The 15,488-nt window shown below is 42.1% G+C and carries 16 protein-coding genes; 14 read left to right on the top strand and 2 right to left on the bottom strand.

What is annotated here, in order from left to right; genetic code table 11:
• The first annotated feature begins 242 nt into the window (after positions 1-242).
• The 5 genes from ACYQ0H_RS03690 to ACYQ0H_RS03670 all read left to right on the top strand — a co-directional run bounded on the left by ACYQ0H_RS03690 (position 243) and on the right by ACYQ0H_RS03670 (position 4,619).
• Positions 243-578, top strand: a complete 336-nt coding sequence (locus ACYQ0H_RS03690; protein WP_459811585.1) for a GNAT family N-acetyltransferase — start codon at positions 243-245, stop codon at positions 576-578.
• A gap of 71 nt (positions 579-649) precedes the next feature.
• Positions 650-1,084 carry an RbsD/FucU family protein gene (locus tag ACYQ0H_RS03685; protein ID WP_459811490.1) on the top strand — a complete coding sequence of 145 codons (435 nt, stop codon included), beginning with the start codon at positions 650-652 and terminating at the stop codon, positions 1,082-1,084.
• Between the two features lie 17 nt (positions 1,085-1,101).
• Positions 1,102-1,647 (top strand): GNAT family N-acetyltransferase, encoded by a 546-nt coding sequence (locus ACYQ0H_RS03680; RefSeq protein ID WP_459811489.1) that lies wholly within the window; start codon positions 1,102-1,104, stop codon positions 1,645-1,647.
• A 26-nt stretch (positions 1,648-1,673) separates the two neighbouring features.
• Entirely contained in the window at positions 1,674-2,348 is a 675-nt protein-coding gene (locus ACYQ0H_RS03675) for a class II aldolase/adducin family protein (RefSeq protein WP_459811488.1), read from the top strand.
• 348 nt (positions 2,349-2,696) lie between these two features.
• A complete protein-coding gene (locus tag ACYQ0H_RS03670; RefSeq protein WP_459811487.1) occupies positions 2,697-4,619 on the top strand; it encodes an EAL domain-containing protein in 1,923 nt (640 codons plus the stop codon).
• A 43-nt stretch (positions 4,620-4,662) separates the two neighbouring features.
• On the opposite strand, the gene prfB is transcribed toward ACYQ0H_RS03670, so the two are convergent.
• The gene (gene prfB / locus ACYQ0H_RS03665; RefSeq protein WP_459811486.1) at positions 4,663-5,796 is read right to left on the bottom strand and encodes a peptide chain release factor 2; all 1,134 of its coding nucleotides are present in this window, start codon (positions 5,794-5,796) and stop codon (positions 4,663-4,665) included.
• Between the two features lie 179 nt (positions 5,797-5,975).
• Between prfB and ACYQ0H_RS03660 the strand changes: the two genes are divergently transcribed.
• The 9 genes from ACYQ0H_RS03660 to hslO all read left to right on the top strand — a co-directional run bounded on the left by ACYQ0H_RS03660 (position 5,976) and on the right by hslO (position 13,736).
• On the top strand, positions 5,976-6,980 hold the full coding sequence (locus ACYQ0H_RS03660) for an RING finger protein (RefSeq protein WP_459811485.1): 1,005 nt from the start codon (positions 5,976-5,978) through the stop codon (positions 6,978-6,980).
• Between the two features lie 127 nt (positions 6,981-7,107).
• Positions 7,108-7,398: a 30S ribosomal protein S6 gene (gene rpsF, locus ACYQ0H_RS03655; protein WP_459811484.1), complete on the top strand. Its 291-nt coding sequence runs from the start codon at positions 7,108-7,110 to the stop codon at positions 7,396-7,398.
• A gap of 25 nt (positions 7,399-7,423) precedes the next feature.
• Positions 7,424-7,954, top strand: coding sequence for a single-stranded DNA-binding protein (locus ACYQ0H_RS03650; protein ID WP_459811483.1), 531 nt, complete (start codon positions 7,424-7,426; stop codon positions 7,952-7,954).
• 36 nt (positions 7,955-7,990) lie between these two features.
• Positions 7,991-8,227 (top strand): 30S ribosomal protein S18, encoded by a 237-nt coding sequence (gene rpsR, locus ACYQ0H_RS03645; protein ID WP_459811482.1) that lies wholly within the window; start codon positions 7,991-7,993, stop codon positions 8,225-8,227.
• A 194-nt stretch (positions 8,228-8,421) separates the two neighbouring features.
• The gene (lon, locus tag ACYQ0H_RS03640; RefSeq protein ID WP_459811481.1) at positions 8,422-10,860 is read left to right on the top strand and encodes an endopeptidase La; all 2,439 of its coding nucleotides are present in this window, start codon (positions 8,422-8,424) and stop codon (positions 10,858-10,860) included.
• 7 nt (positions 10,861-10,867) lie between these two features.
• On the top strand, positions 10,868-11,560 hold the full coding sequence (gene yihA, locus ACYQ0H_RS03635; RefSeq protein WP_459811480.1) for a ribosome biogenesis GTP-binding protein YihA/YsxC: 693 nt from the start codon (positions 10,868-10,870) through the stop codon (positions 11,558-11,560).
• A gap of 182 nt (positions 11,561-11,742) precedes the next feature.
• Positions 11,743-12,054, top strand: coding sequence for a YerC/YecD family TrpR-related protein (locus ACYQ0H_RS03630; RefSeq protein WP_459811479.1), 312 nt, complete (start codon positions 11,743-11,745; stop codon positions 12,052-12,054).
• Positions 12,054-12,806, top strand: coding sequence for a class I SAM-dependent DNA methyltransferase (locus tag ACYQ0H_RS03625; protein ID WP_459811478.1), 753 nt, complete (start codon positions 12,054-12,056; stop codon positions 12,804-12,806). Before ACYQ0H_RS03630 ends, ACYQ0H_RS03625 begins: the two co-directional genes overlap by 1 nt.
• A gap of 60 nt (positions 12,807-12,866) precedes the next feature.
• A complete protein-coding gene (gene hslO, locus ACYQ0H_RS03620) occupies positions 12,867-13,736 on the top strand; it encodes an Hsp33 family molecular chaperone HslO (RefSeq protein WP_459811477.1) in 870 nt (289 codons plus the stop codon).
• 36 nt (positions 13,737-13,772) lie between these two features.
• Here hslO and ACYQ0H_RS03615 read toward each other — a convergent pair whose 3' ends face one another.
• Positions 13,773-15,284, bottom strand: a complete 1,512-nt coding sequence (locus ACYQ0H_RS03615; protein ID WP_459811476.1) for a glycosyltransferase family 39 protein — start codon at positions 15,282-15,284, stop codon at positions 13,773-13,775.
• Between the last annotated feature and the right edge of the window lie 204 nt (positions 15,285-15,488).

Here is a 15,488-nt window from a genome sequence, read left to right as displayed (position 1 = left end):
GGTGGGTTGATAAATAACAGTCCTCCGCAGAAAACAGGAGTATCTATATGTATTAAAAACACAATAATCTCGTAATCAGAAACGCAGAAATTTGTGACGCAAAAATCCTTGCAGGTTGGTGGAACGACGGTAGGGTCATGGCGCACGCCGGATTTCCGCTTGGTATTGGTACAAGTGCAGACAAGGCTGCCGCATAAATTTCAAATGACAGCGACAATACAACACCCAGACATATTATTTAGCTGAACGGTATTCCCATAGGCGAATGCAATTACTATAATGAGGGTAACAACATTGCCGAGATCGGTATAAAAAGATGCGATCATACCAAACAGGAAAAAGGAATCGGAAGAATCGTTCTGTGTATGCTGATAAATTCGCTGTTTAATGATCACGGATATGAGAAAATCATTCTTAATACAAATCTGAACAATACGAGAACTCAGCACGTTTATGAACTGTTTGGTTTCAAAAGGCTGAGAGTAAACTATAATTCGTGGAATGACCAGCTGGGGAATCCGCAAACATACGTTGATTACGAATTAGTAAAGAATGATTTTATCGATCATATCAAATAGTTTGTGTTGTTGAAATATGGGCGGCAACATCTGCCCGTATTTTCACTAAAGATACGAAAGGAATGAATACAATGCTGAAAAATATACCTTTAATTCTTTCTCCCGAGCTTTTAAAGGTGCTTTGCGAGATGGGACATTCGGATAGAATTATTATTGCGGACGGCAACTTCCCCGCCGAAAGCATGGGAAGAAACGCAAAGGTCATCCGCTGTGACGGTCACGGTGTTCCCGAACTTCTGGACGCTATATTGCAGTTGTTTCCGCTGGACACATACGTTGAAAAGCCGGTAAACCTTATGCAGGTCATGCCCGGCGACAACACAAAAACTCCGATCTGGGAGGAGTATAAGGCTATAGTTGCAAAGCATGACGAAAGAGGTTCTGACGCGATCGGCGAAATCGAGCGCTTTAGGTTCTATGAAGAGGCAAAGACTGCCTACGCTATCGTTGCGACGGGTGAAAAGGCGGTATACGCTAATGTAATGCTTCAAAAGGGAGTAGTCTGATTCTGAGGAGGTTTTGCATGTCTAATATATTTACCACAGAGCGGTTATCTATCAGAATGTTCAGACCGGAAGATTATAAGGACTTAGCAGAAATACTTACAGACGAAGAGGTTACATACTTTGAACCGTACGAAACTTTTACGGAAGAAGCGTGCGTTCAGGAAGCGGTCAAATTTTCCCTAAGTAATGAGTTTTTTGCTGTGGTTTTGGAAAATAAAGTTATCGGCAAGATATATTTTTCCGAGCGAAGCGGTGGCAACTGCGAATTGGGTTACACCTTCAACGCCGAATATCAGGGCAAAGGGTATGCGTATGAGAGCGTAAAAGGTATGCTTGATCATGCTTTTGTAAATTTAAAGTCACGCCGTATTTTTGCGGAAATCAATGCACGAAATTTAAGATCAGTTAAATTGGCTGAACGATTGAAAATGAGGAAAGAGGCAGAATTCGCAGAACTGCTTCCGAGAAAAGAAAATAAGGAAATATTTGATAATATGTATGTTTTTGCACTGCTGAGAAATGAATATTTGTTATTGAATGCAGATAAGCAAACTCATAATTAAACATTATTTTGAAAGGACTAGAATTTATGTACGAGGAAATTAAAGAGCAGATGGTTGAGATATGCCATAAAATGTGGCAGAAGGGCTGGGTAGCCGCAAACGACGGAAACGTTACGGTAAAGGTTGGAGAAAACAGGTTTCTCGCCACTCAGACGGGAGTAAGCAAGGCTTATATTACGGCTGATAAGATAGGACTTATCGACGGAGATTTCAATATAATCGAAGCCAAGGAGGGCTGGAAGCCTTCATCAGAAGTTAAAATGCACCTGAGATGCTATGAGCAGCGCCCCGATGTCGGAGCCGTTGTTCACGCTCATCCTCCGGCTGCGACCGGCTTTGCCTGCGCTCATGTGCCGCTTGACGATTACTGCATGATCGAAACGGTAATTGCCGTAGGTTCGGTTCCTGTTACTCCGTATGGTACTCCGTCTACATATGAAGTTCCCGACGCTATAACTCCGTATCTTCAGGAGCATGACGTTATGCTGCTTGAAAATCACGGTGCGCTGACTGTAGGAGCGGACCTTATTACTGCGTATTACAGAATGGAAACTCTTGAGCTTCAGGCACAGATCTCTCTCAATGCCAGGATCTTAGGAGGAGCGGTTGATATTTCAAAGGAAAATATCGACAGGCTTATTTCAATGCGTCCAAAATACGGAGTAACCGGAAAACATCCGGGATATAAAAAATATCATTGATCTTGTATAAAATCAACGCCGTTCTTTCAGTTTGGAACGGCGTTTTTTTATTTTGTTACTTAAAATCAATCAAATTTTCGGAGAGTTTCGTAATATAATTTTCAAAAAGTTAACAATCCCATGTCGTCAGGATCAGCAAACTCGGAGCATTTTGATATATCTTATATATTTCAGACGTTTATATTATGCAAGAAAGCAAAAAAGTTATAATAAACTGTGAAGTCTATTGTCGAAAATAATTTCAAGTGATATAATTAATTTAATATAGAAAAAAGCATGGCGAAATAAATGAACGAAAACGATTTACTGAAATGTTTCGCCTAAGCTTACTGAAAGGAAGGCGGCATTTTGAATTATATAGTACATTATGATATAGCCGCACTGGTAATTTATATCGTAACTGCCGTTATATTTTATTTCAGAAAGAGAATACCGTGCCGAAGAAACAAGATATTCGGTCTTTTACTGGGAACAGCGGCGGTATCCTGCTTTTTTGATCTGCTTTCGGTGTTTACAACAGTTGAAACGGTAGGGCGCGGCACAAAGATCTTCTGTCATATTGCTTATTATTTTACGCATAATCTGATCACTTTTGTATTTATGATGTATGTGCTGTTTCTAACGGATAATTTTACGTCTATCTCAAAGGGCTTCAAGGCTGCGCTTTATATACCTATCTGCGTTGACCTGCTGCTGATCATAACGTCACCGCTTACTGAGTGGATAATTTACCTAGACGCCGACGGAGTTTATACAAGAGGGCCTTTACAGCCTGTCTGCTATGCTGTTTCGGTTTATTATCTTGTTTTCGGCGTTGTTTATACTCTGAGAAACAGACGCATGATCTCTACTCAGGTCGTTATTTCCATAACCGGATTTATAGGAATGACCTGCGCTGCCGTAGTTGTTCAGATGTTCAATCCCGAGCTTCTTGTTGAATGCTTCGGCGGGGCGCTGTGTATAATGCTGGTTATGTTTATGCTTCAGAATCAGGACGATATGATAGATTCGGTAACTAAAATGCTTAACAGAAGTACGTTTGCAAATAACTGCATGATAAATTTTTCTGCGGAAAATAAATTTTCGGTTCTGCTTATCAGAATACCTGATTTTACCTTGCTTATAAAGACATTCGGCGGACGTTTTTCAAATAATCTTCTGCGGAGCTTTTCGGAATATCTTTATTCTTTTGTCAATCTCGGCGACGGATATTATCTTGAGGACGAATGCTTTGCGCTTACATTTTCCAAGGATCATAACAAGGTCGGCAGGATCTACAGGGAGATCGACGCAAGACTCAGTTCAAACTGGAAGATAGGCGCTGTAGATACAATGATATCAGCGCTGTTTCTGCGTATTGACTGTCCTGCGGACGCAGCTGATGTCGAAACGGTCATGGATTATATAGAGCAGTTCAAGCAGTCGGCGTTTATTACAAGCAAGCTTCTGCATACCGCAGATGTAAATCTTTATGATAAAAAACGCAGGATCGATGTTGAAAGAGCGATCGAAAGGGCGCTTTCAGAGAAAAGCTTCAGAGTAAACTATCAGCCTATTTTTGATTCCGAGGAAAACAGGATAGTTTCATGTGAGGCTTTGATACGTCTTTTTGATAAACAGCTGGGAAATATTCCTCCAGATGAATTTATACCTATTGCCGAACAGAACGGAAGCATTATGAAGATAGGAAAGTTCGTTTTCGAGGAAGCCTGCCGTTTTATGAGAAAGGGAAGCGCAACAGCTCTTGGGATAGAGTATGTTCAGGTAAATCTGTCGGTGGTTCAGTGTATGCAGTCAGGATTAGTTGAAAGCTTTGTCAATATAATGGACAAATATAAGATAGACCCGTCTCAGATCTGTCTGGAAATTACAGAAACCTCGGCGGCGTATACTCCGCATATCATGGAGCAGAATATAAAACAGCTTTCTGAGATCGGAATAAAGCTTGCGCTTGACGATTACGGGACAGGATATTCAAATATGAGCTATCTTCTTAATCTTCCCTTCAGATTTATAAAGCTTGAAAAGGAGATAGTCTGGAAATCTCTTGAAAATGAAAAAGCGAGGATAGCTATCGAAAGTACGATAGCTATGATAAAAAAGCTTAATATGAAGATAGTCGCCGAGGGCGCTGAAACATCGGAGCAGGTAAGAATGCTGCTGGATATGAACTGCGATTTTATTCAGGGCAACTATTTTTCCAAGCCTTTGGAAGAGAAGGAGTTTCTTAAAGCTGTTAAAGGCTTTAGTATATGTGAAATAAAAGCATAAAATATGCGGATAAGGATCTCGACCCTTATCCGCTGTTTCTATGCTATATTTTTTTGTCTTCATCGTTAAGACTGCCTAGGGAAAGTGATTTAAGATATGCGTTTATAAATCCGTCAAGATCTCCGTCCATAACGGCGTTTACGTTCGAGGTCTCAAAGCCTGTTCTGTGATCCTTTACAAGAGTATACGGCATGAAAACATAAGAGCGTATCTGCGCTCCCCAGGCGATTTCCTTCTGAACGCCTTTTATATCTTCAATTCTTTCAAGGTTTTCGCGCTCTTTTATTTCTATAAGCTTTGATTTCAGCATTTTCATTGCGTAATCCCTGTTCTGGAACTGCGAACGCTGAGTCTGACAGGCGCAAACTATTCCTGTAGGCTTGTGAATAAGTCTTACTGCCGAAGAGGTCTTGTTGATATGCTGACCTCCTGCTCCACTGGAACGGTAAACCTGCATTTCAATATCCTCAGGTCTTATTTCCACTTCAATCGAATCGTCAATTTCAGGCATTACGTCTATAGCCGCAAAGGAGGTATGCCTGCTTCCCGAGCTGTCAAAAGGAGATATACGTACAAGACGGTGTATACCTGACTCGCTTTTTAAATAGCCGTATGCGTTTTCGCCCTCAATTATTATCGAAGCGCTTTTCATTCCCGCGTCGCCGCCCTCAAGATAGTCAAGAGTTTTGACTTTAAAGCCGTGAGCATCGCCCCAGCGGTTATACATTCTGAAAAGCATTTCGCACCAGTCCTGTGCTTCGGTTCCGCCTGCCCCGGCGTGAAAATTGATTATCGCATTGCATTTGTCATATTCACCTGTAAGAAGTGAAGCCAGCGTAAGCTCGTCAACTGATTTGGCAAGGGCTTCTATTTCGCTTTGTATCTCTTCGGTCATGCTTTCGTCGTTTTCTTCCGCCGCCATATCGAGCATTACTTCAATGTCCTCAAAGGAGCTTTTGATTTTTGAGTATTTTTCTATATTGCTTTCCAGGTTTCTTGTTTCCTGAAGCACCCTCTGCGATTTCTCAAGGTCGTCCCAGAAGCCGGGTTCAGCCGCTTTTTCCTGAAGCTCAAGAATACGCTCCCTGCTGTTTTCAATGTCAAATACTTCGTAAAGCTCTTTGATCTTGGGTCTGTAGCTTTCAAGCTCAGTTCTCAGATTTTCTAAAAATACCATAGATTAATCTCCTTATTTTATCGTCATAATATATTATAAAGCCTTTTTTATAAAAAGTAAAGAAAAAATAGTAAAAACTCTTTCTTTTTTTGAAAAGGTATGTTATAATTATACTAATTTATTTTAGAATAGTATTACGGTTGAGCATATCGTTGCAGTGTCGGAAAGGAAACGTCGCTATGGCAAATTATATCGGAACAAAGTGTATCAGCTGCGGTGAGATATTCAGGGAGGGCGAAGATGTAGTTGTCTGTCCTGAATGCGGAACTCCGTATCACCGTGTTTGTTATGAAAAGGAAGGTCAGTGCATTAATACTGAGCTTCATGAAAAGGGAGAGTCGTGGCAGCCGCATTATGATTCGGATACCGGGTCGGCTAATACTGAAAATAAGCCCGTAAGGTGCGTAAGGTGCGGAGAAACAAATCCTCCGGACGGACTTTTCTGTAAAAAGTGCGGTATGCCTCTTACGGTCAATTCCGGCGAGGCGCGTCCCTTTAACACTCCTCACGAAAATTCTCATAACTCAGGTTTTCAGGGGAATCAGAATAATGCCGGACGCGGTTTTTATCAGGGTATGCCTCCTTTCGGAGCCGGTCAGCAGATGACCTTTGATCAGGATTCAGATATAGACGGGGTAAAGCTTGGGGACTATGCAAAATACGTCGGAAAGAATCCTGTCGTAATGCTCTCCAATTTTATACGTTTCGGAAAATTCGGAGGAAAGTCAAGTCTTAATCTCGGCGCTCTGCTGTTTCCTCAGTTTTATTTCTTTTACAGAAAAATGCCGCTTATCGGGGCGCTTTTTATGTTTCTTACGATCCTTACCGGAATACCGAATCTTTTGTATTCGTTCCAGTCGGGATTTATGGGTATCGACGTTATTTCAGCAGGCGTGAACCTGAACAGCGACGCATTCGGTACAATTCTGAATCTTGCGTATGTGCTTTCTATGGCAGTAAGAGTTGTGCCTGCGATGTTTGCCAACTACTGGTACTATAAAACTGCCAGACGGGATATACTTTCGATCCGTTCAGTATACTCGGAATCGGGTGATGAAAGCTCTGTTAAGGAACGAATAGCGTCTAAGGGAGGAACCTCCTTTGCGGCGCTGATCATGTCGCTGTTGGTATTTATGACTCTTAATATATTGGTGGTATTTATAGCAAATAAGCTGCTTGCGTAAATTTACAAAATATTAATATTTACAGTCTGCGTATCCAATTGACAGTTTTCGCGGACTGTGTTATAATAATTAAGTTATCCTTGCTTGTATTATATATACAGGCGAAATCCAGAAGGAGGTGCAAGTAATGGCAAAGATTAATGAAACTTACGAGGCTGTTGTTGTTTTCAGCTCAAAGGCCGGTGAGGATGCTGTAAAGGATCTTACCGCTAAGTTCAACGAGATGATCGAGGCGAATGCGACCAATGTTGAAATGAACGACTGGGGCAAGCGTAAATTGGCTTATGCTATTAACTACGAAACAGAAGGAAATTATGTATTGTGGAATTTCACAAGCGAAACATCTTTCCCTGCTGAGCTTGAGCGTGTTCTCAAGATCACAGACGGAGTTATCCGTTTTCTGATCACAGTAAAGTAAGGCCGATTGAAAAGAGGGAAAAGTTATGCTTAACAGAGTTATTTTGATGGGTAGAATCACGCAGGATCTTGAAGTGCGTCAGACTCCGGGCGGAGCTAGTGTGCTTTCCTTTACTATTGCTGTAGACAGAGGCTATACTAAGCCCGGCGAAGAAAGGCAGACGGATTTTATTAACTGCGTAGCGTGGAATCAGCGTGCTGAATTTATCGGCAAGTATTTTGCCAAAGGCAGAATGATAGCCGTTGAAGGACAGCTCAGGACCCGTACCTATGATGATAAAAACGGCACAAGACATTATGTTACCGAGGTTTTTGTGGATAATACGTCCTTTACAGGAGAACCGAAGCAGCAGGGTCAGGGTGGTTATCAGAATAATTACGGCTCGAATCCTAACAACGGAGGATACCAGAATAATAATTATCAGCAGAATAGTAATTATTCCGGCAATTCTCAGCCGCAGAATAACAATTACGGCAGTGCGCCCGCCAATGACGCACTGAATATAGGCGACCTTGATGATTTCGAGGTATTAAGCGACGACGGAGTACCTTTCTGATCTGAAAGTCATCATGTTGAGTAAGGAGGATTAATCATGGAAAGAAATAATAGACCTGCTAAAAGAGGTCGTAAGAAGGTTTGTATGTTCTGTGTAGACAGAGCTGAAAAAATCGATTATAAGGATATTGCGAAGCTGAGAAAGTGCATGACTGAAAGAGCTAAGATTCTTCCCAGACGTGTAACAGGCACTTGCGCATATCATCAGAGAGAGCTTACTACAGCAATTAAGAGAGCTCGTCATCTGGCGCTTCTTCCGTATGTTGCAGATTAAATTTTAACTGTAAAGCTGAGAGATATCCGTTTATGGGTATCTCTTTTTGTTTTGTAATAAACAGGAATGTAAATTTACAGTAATTTAGTATACATTAGGGGTTGCAAAGTTTAATAAAATGTGGTATTATATATTTGAAATCGGAAGTTGAATATAAAAAATGTAGATTATTGTAAATATAGATAGGAGCAGCTATGAAAGATAATATAAATATAAAGGAAAGTTCAGGAGTACAGATATATCCTTGCGTACCTACAAGAGAACTTGTGGTATTCCCTAATATGGTAATGCATTTCGACGTAGGACGTGCAGGCTCGGTAAAAGCAATGAAAAATGCGCTTCAAAGCGGCGGATACGTTTACCTTGTGGCACAGAAGGATGTAAATGTAGAACGTCCTGAGAAAAACGACGTATATAAAATAGGAACGGTAGCAAAGGTAAAACAGATAGTAAAAACCCCCAACGGAGTTTACAGATGTCTGGTGGAAGGCGTGCAGAAAGCAAAGCTTGTCGAGCTTATCGACACAGATGCCTGCTATGAAGCCGAGGTCAGGGATATGGCTAATTACAGCCGTGAAACTCTGAGCGATAACGAAATTACTGCGCTTTTCAGGGAGCTTAAGGAGGTCTTTGCAGATTATGCAAGAGTTCTTCCGAGAATGCCGCAGGAGCTGTATACTCAGGTTATGGGAGCGGCTGACGCCAAGTCGCTTTTTGAAGCTATAGCGTTTAATATAGTTCTGCCTTTTACCGATAAGCAGCAGCTATTGGAGATACCCTCGGCAGGTGAGAAAACGGCGTTTCTGCTGTCAGTTCTGTCTAGAGAGATTGACGTGCTTACGCTGGAAGCCGAGATCCATGAGCAGGTTCACGCCGCAATTGAACAGAATCAAAGAGAATTCTATATCCGAGAGCAGATCAAGGCGCTTCAGAACGAGCTTGGCGAAGGCGGCTACGGAGAAGATTTCAGCGATGCAAATGAGATCCAGAACTATATAGATAAAATACATAAGCTTCATGCCGGCAAGGAGGTAGAGGAAAAGCTTTTTTCCGAGGTAAGAAGGCTGTCAAGAATGGCTTCAGGCTCGCAGGAGGCGGTTGTGATAAGAGGCTATCTCGATACCTGCATTTCTCTGCCCTGGAATAAATATTCCAAGGATCAGACAAATATAAAAAAGGCGCAGCAGATTCTGGACAAGGATCATTACGGAATGAAGAGAGTAAAGGAAAGAATACTTGAAAATCTTGCCGTAAGATCACTTACACCAGATATAAAGGGTCAGATAATTTGTCTTGTCGGCCCTCCGGGAGTCGGAAAGACCTCTATCGGAAAATCTATAGCGAGAGCTTTGAACCGTAAGTATGTCCGTGTTTCACTCGGAGGAGTAAAGGACGAAAGCGATATAAGAGGCCACAGAAAGACTTATGTCGGCGCTATGCCAGGACGTATAATAAATGCGATCAAACAGGCAGGTACAAAGAATCCTGTAATACTGCTTGACGAAATTGATAAAATGAGCAATGATTTCAGAGGAGATCCGTCATCAGCTATGCTTGAGGTGCTTGATTCCGAGCAGAACTTCTCGTTCCGGGATCATTATATAGAGCTTCCGTTTGATCTGAGCGACGTGCTTTTTGTAACTACAGCCAATACGCTTGAAACTATCCAACCACCGCTGCTTGACAGAATGGAGGTCATTGAGCTTTCAAGCTATACCAGAGAGGAAAAGTTTAATATTGCAAAGAAGCATCTGATCCCAAAGCAGCTTGCCAAAAACGGACTGAAAGCGTCGCAGATGCGTATTACAAACGACGGTATCTATGCGCTTATAGACGGCTATACAAGAGAAGCGGGGGTTCGTAAGCTTGAAAGGGCCGTAGGCTCTCTTTGCAGAAAGGCGGCAAAGGAGATAGTCGAGGAGGGAGCTGTAAAGGTAACCTTTAAGGACGCAGATCTCGAAGCATATCTAGGTCATAAAAAGTATCTGCCGGAGCTTGTTTCAAAGGAAGATCAGGTTGGCTGCGTAAACGGTCTGGCATGGACATCTGTCGGCGGAGTTATTATGCCTCTGGAAGTTCTTGTACTTGACGGCAAGGGCAAGATTGAGCTTACAGGCTCGCTGGGAGACGTAATGAAGGAATCGGCTAAAATTGCAGTAAGCCTTGTCCGAAGTATTGCAGACAAATATAAAATTTCTTCCGATTTCTATGAGAAAAACGATCTGCATATTCATGCTCCAGAAGGGGCAGTTCCAAAGGACGGGCCTTCTGCCGGCGTAACTATGACTACTGCGTTGGTTTCTGCGCTAAGCGGTATTCCGGTGCGTTCGGACGTAGCAATGACAGGCGAAATTACCCTAAGAGGAAATGTACTTCCTATAGGGGGGCTTCGTGAAAAAACAATGGCGGCATATAAGGCGGGAGTAAAGACAGTAATAGTTCCCAAGGAAAATATGGGCGATCTTGACGAGATCGACGATACGGTAAAGCTTGGACTTGAATTTATTTTCGCAGAAAAGATACAAGACGTTCTTGACGCCGCACTGGTCAGGAAACCGAATCCCGAGGACATAACCTATGAAATAGTAAAAAAGCCTGTTCGCAGGGCAAGTAAAGCGGCAGTGCAGAAATAGGTGACATATGAATTTTAATAAAGCGGAGTTTTTTACGTCATTCGGAAGTTTATCGCAGATGCCGAAGCCTGACAGGATCGAAATTGCCTTTTCCGGCAGATCGAACGTCGGTAAATCGTCGCTGATAAATAAGCTTCTTAACCGAAAATCACTTGCGAGGGTAAGCTCTGTTCCCGGCAAAACCGTAACGATCAATTTTTTCTCGCTGGAGAATATTTATCTTGCGGATCTTCCCGGATATGGTTATGCGAAAACGGCCAAAAACCTAAAGCGGGAATGGAGCGAGCTTATAGGCGGCTATCTTGCAAGTCCCGAAAGGTATATTGAGCTTGTTTTTCAGCTTATAGATATGCGTCATTCGCCTACTGCCGATGATTTGCAGATGATAGATTTTATGATCGAAAATGAAATGCCGTTTGCAATAGTTTTCACGAAAGCCGATAAGCTTAAACTGTCTGCAAGAAAAGCCCGTATGGCTGAATTTGCAAAAGAGATACCGTGCTTTGAGGATATAGTGTGCGTTGAGTTTTCAGCTGTTACCGGAGAGGGCGTTGAAAGGCTCAGGGAAATCATAGAGGAGGTCGCGGAGGCCGGCATACCGTCAGACAGCTCAGAAGAAGACTTTAAAGAAGAGCCGCAAGATGACCGCAGTTCGGATATCGGCTCAGGCTTTCTTACTCCGAGAAAAAGAAATAAATAAAAATTATTAAAACCCCTTTACTTTTATTATGTGATGTGCTAAAATAGCATTAGGTAGTTTAGCACTTTACACTATGATAAGTAAAGGGCTTTTTGCTGAGAAGTACAATAAACAGTAAGAGGAGGCGGGTCTGTGTACGCTATTTCATATTTATATATATGAATTTGCGGACGGGCGTTATTATGATGGAAAAAAAGGAAATAAAAAATCTTGACGATCTTTTTGAAGCGGTTCTCTGTTTGCAGACTATTGAGGATTGCAGGGCTTTTTTCAAAGACCTCTGCACTGTTCCCGAACTGAAGGCTTTATCCCAGCGCTTTCAGGTAGCGAAGCTGCTGACTGAAAATCATGTTTACAGCGATATAGTTTCGGAAACGGGAGCGTCTACCGCTACTATCAGCCGAGTAAACCGTTCAATTTCCTATGACGGAAGCGGCGGATACAGTATCGTATTTGACAGGCTGAAGGAAAAAAAGGATAAGGACAACGGTTAATGAGCGGGTACGGCAAGTTTGCCTGGTTTTACGACAGGCTGACAGATAATGTTGAGTATGATAAAATCGCTGCGGCTGTGGACAGGTATGTGGAACGCTTCGGCGGCAGGAAAAATATACTGCTGGATATAGCCTGCGGAACAGGTTCACTGTGCGAACGGTTTGCAAAAATGGGTTATGACGTTATAGGCATTGACAGCTCCGAGCAAATGCTTAACGCAGCGCTTGACAAGAAATACGACAGCGGTCTGCCGATCCAGTATCTTTGTCAGGATATGACAAAGCTTGATATGTACGGAACTGTCGACGTTACCGTATGCACTCTTGACAGTATAAATCATCTGACGGATATAGAAGCTGTAATGAAAGTCTTTGAAAGAGTTTCTCTTTTTGCATATCCGGACGGCTTGTTTATTTTTGACGTAAATACAGTTTATAAGCATAGGGAAGTGCTTTCAAATAATGCTTTCGTCTATGATCTTGACGGACTTTTCTGCGTATGGCAGAATGAATATAATGCTGAGGACAGTTCTGTTGATATATATTTAGACTTTTTTGAAAGAAACGGACAGGGCGGCTATGACCGTTATCAGGAAAGCTTTGCGGAGCAGGCCTATTCTCGTGAGCTTATACGTCAGTGCCTTAATAAAGCAGGCTTTGAGGTACTTGGGGAATACGATGGCTATACCGACGCTCCTCCTGCTGAAGATTCGGAGAGGATCGTTTACGTTGTCAGGAAAATAAACAGCTGAAGCAGTATGCCGGCAGCGGCGGAAGGTATTAAAAAGTCTGAAAGGAGTACATTCGTATAAATGGGAAGAATAGTAAGAGTTATCAGTAAGGACGCTTCGGTTGTATGCAGCGCCATTGACGGCAGAGATATTGTCGCTCGTATTGAACAGATACATAAGACCTCTGCGGTATGTACCGCGGCGCTGGGCAGACTTACGCTGGGAGCTTCGCTTCTGGGTTTCGGCCTTAAAGGAAAGGACGATTCCATTACCCTTAGGATTGCGGGAGGAGGACCTGCGGGAACGCTTATTGCAGTTTCGGACAGCTTCGGCAACGTTAAGTCCTATATACAGAACCCGATAGTTGAAATTCCGCTCAACAGCGTCGGTAAGCTGGACGTAGGAGGAGCGGTCGGAACGGACGGAACATTAAGCGTTATCAAGGATCTTGGACTTAAAGAGCCGTATTCGGGTCAGATACCGATAGTATCCGGAGAGATCGCCGAGGATATTACAAGTTATCTTGCAGTCAGCGAACAGGTCCCAAGCGTATGCGCTTTGGGGGTACTTGTAAATCCGGATCTTACCTGCGCTCAGGCAGGAGGTTTTCTGATACAGCTGCTTCCGTTTGCACCTGATGAGGCGGCGGATATGATCGAAAAGAATATACGGTCAATGAAGTCGGTAACTTCTATGTTATCGGACGGTCTATCCGCAGAGGATATAGCTATGAAGGCGCTTGAGGGGCTTGAGCCTAATGTGCTTGACGACTTCAAGGTCGATTATATCTGCGACTGCTCAAGGGAAAGAGTAGAGCGGGCATTGGTCTCTTTGGGCAGGGAACAGCTTGAAGAGCTTTCGCATGATGAGATTACAGAGGTAAAGTGTCATTTCTGCGATAAGGCTTATCATTTTACTTCTGAGGAAGTAAAAGCGCTTATGAACAGATAATCAGGCGTTAAGATAATAAGATACCGGAAAAACGATTTAATACGTTTTCCGGTATTTTTTATCTGCACCTTTTCCAGGGGACAGTTTGTTGATAATATACGAAACAAGTCCATTCAGATAATTCATGCCATCGGCGCAGATTATAAACATTAACGGCAGAAAATTAACCAGATATCTGGAACGGGTTTCCCATATAAGCAGGAAAAGAGCAAGTCCGAATACGGAAAGTCTTATAAGGGACACAGGCTTTTTTCTTGAATGAACCGCTCCGTAAATAAACGACAGCAGCATAAGTGTAAGCATTGCTAAATGAACACCGTCAGTATAAAATTTGAACTTTTTTCCGCTTCGTATAGTATACATTAGAGAGCTTTTAGGACATTTTTTCAGATGATGGACTGAATAGAACTTTCCGCTGTTCCAAGTAAAATTAATTTTTTGATTCAGGTGCTTAAAAAAGCTCTGAGCGTCATATTGTTCAAGTCTGAGCTTTATTTCTTCAATATTGGCGGCCTTTTTCTCATCATAGGTTTTAAAGCCTTTGGTAAAATCCCTGTCGCTCCAGCTGTAGCCGCCATTTCCTCTGAGTCCCATCATTATCCAGTGAGTAGGCGGGAATTTGACGGTTTCCAGCAGCTCCTGCGTGGTAAGGTCAGTTAGCATTACCGCCTTATTAAATGAAATGCACCATGTGCTGAAAGTCGTAATTAAGATTATTGAAAAGCACAGCGCACGCTTCCAGCCGATCTTTAAGAGAAAATAGATAATAAACGCCGGTATCAGTACGGCAGCGCTGCCTTTTATACTGAAAGCCATTCCTGCAAGCAGTCCGCTGAAAACAAGCTGTATTATGCTTCTTGATAAACGTTTCGATCTGAGCGCTCTCAGGTAAAGATAAACTGAGCCTAATACAAACGGCATACTCAGCGTATCAGAATAAAAAATAGTCGTGTAAAGATACAATACGGGCATTGAAGCCGCAAGGGCGGCACAGAAAAGAGGGCGTGTCTTATCTCTGAAAATAAGCTTTGCAGTAAAGTACATCAGTATTACCGATCCTTGAATTGCGATAAGATTTATAACAGAGGGCACATACCGAGAAATGCTTCCGAAAACAAGATATATAGCTCTGTATATCAGCGACAGAAAAACCAGTATTCCCCAGTTGTTCGTATAGCGTGAAAAATAATAATACTGTCCGTGTATTCCGTCAAAAGTTCCTGTACGGGCAAAATCCCTAGCGGCAGTATCAACTATTTTACTGTCATAAACAGGCTTATAGTCAAGACTTATTATCAGAAAAATCTGTATTGCTGTCATTAATATTATAATCAGCAGTAAGATCGGGTAGGTTTTGATTTCTCGGTTTATTCTTTCCCTGCGCTTTACCGTTTTAAAAATCATCAGGGCAGCGGCGAGAAATAGCATACCGAACAGAGCCGTATTAAGGCGTTCTTCCAAATAATAGTTAATAACTACGTTTACGAAGATATATATAAACAGTATTGCATATAAACAATGAAATATTTTATTAGCGGCAGACTTCATTAAGCATCACCCTTTTGCTTATAAAAAGCAATAGAAAAATTATATTGTATATTCCTGCGGTAATAATTTTCAATATCGTTTCCCCGTTTCGTTGTTAAATGTATCTATTAATAACACGTCTTACAGTTACATAAAGCAACATACCGGTATATAAATTTTATATTTTTGTGTATAATGTGAAATAATATAACAGCATACGAATAT

The organism is Hominimerdicola intestinalis (assembly GCF_054655215.1).
This window is presented reverse-complemented; position numbering and strand designations above follow the sequence as displayed.

Excerpts from the sequence above, each read along its gene's own strand:
- ACYQ0H_RS03685 (WP_459811490.1), top strand. The coding sequence starts at position 650 with ATGCTGAAAAATATACCTTTAATTCTTTCTCCCGAGCTTTTAAAGGTG.
- ACYQ0H_RS03680 (WP_459811489.1), top strand. The coding sequence starts at position 1,102 with ATGTCTAATATATTTACCACAGAGCGGTTATCTATCAGAATGTTCAGA.
- ACYQ0H_RS03675 (WP_459811488.1), top strand. The coding sequence starts at position 1,674 with ATGTACGAGGAAATTAAAGAGCAGATGGTTGAGATATGCCATAAAATG.
- prfB (WP_459811486.1), bottom strand. The coding sequence starts at position 5,796 with ATGGTATTTTTAGAAAATCTGAGAACTGAGCTTGAAAGCTACAGACCC.
- ACYQ0H_RS03660 (WP_459811485.1), top strand. The coding sequence starts at position 5,976 with ATGGCAAATTATATCGGAACAAAGTGTATCAGCTGCGGTGAGATATTC.
- rpsF (WP_459811484.1), top strand. The coding sequence starts at position 7,108 with ATGGCAAAGATTAATGAAACTTACGAGGCTGTTGTTGTTTTCAGCTCA.
- ACYQ0H_RS03650 (WP_459811483.1), top strand. The coding sequence starts at position 7,424 with ATGCTTAACAGAGTTATTTTGATGGGTAGAATCACGCAGGATCTTGAA.
- rpsR (WP_459811482.1), top strand. The coding sequence starts at position 7,991 with ATGGAAAGAAATAATAGACCTGCTAAAAGAGGTCGTAAGAAGGTTTGT.
- lon (WP_459811481.1), top strand. The coding sequence starts at position 8,422 with ATGAAAGATAATATAAATATAAAGGAAAGTTCAGGAGTACAGATATAT.
- yihA (WP_459811480.1), top strand. The coding sequence starts at position 10,868 with ATGAATTTTAATAAAGCGGAGTTTTTTACGTCATTCGGAAGTTTATCG.
- ACYQ0H_RS03630 (WP_459811479.1), top strand. The coding sequence starts at position 11,743 with ATGATGGAAAAAAAGGAAATAAAAAATCTTGACGATCTTTTTGAAGCG.
- ACYQ0H_RS03625 (WP_459811478.1), top strand. The coding sequence starts at position 12,054 with ATGAGCGGGTACGGCAAGTTTGCCTGGTTTTACGACAGGCTGACAGAT.
- hslO (WP_459811477.1), top strand. The coding sequence starts at position 12,867 with ATGGGAAGAATAGTAAGAGTTATCAGTAAGGACGCTTCGGTTGTATGC.
- ACYQ0H_RS03615 (WP_459811476.1), bottom strand. The coding sequence starts at position 15,284 with ATGAAGTCTGCCGCTAATAAAATATTTCATTGTTTATATGCAATACTG.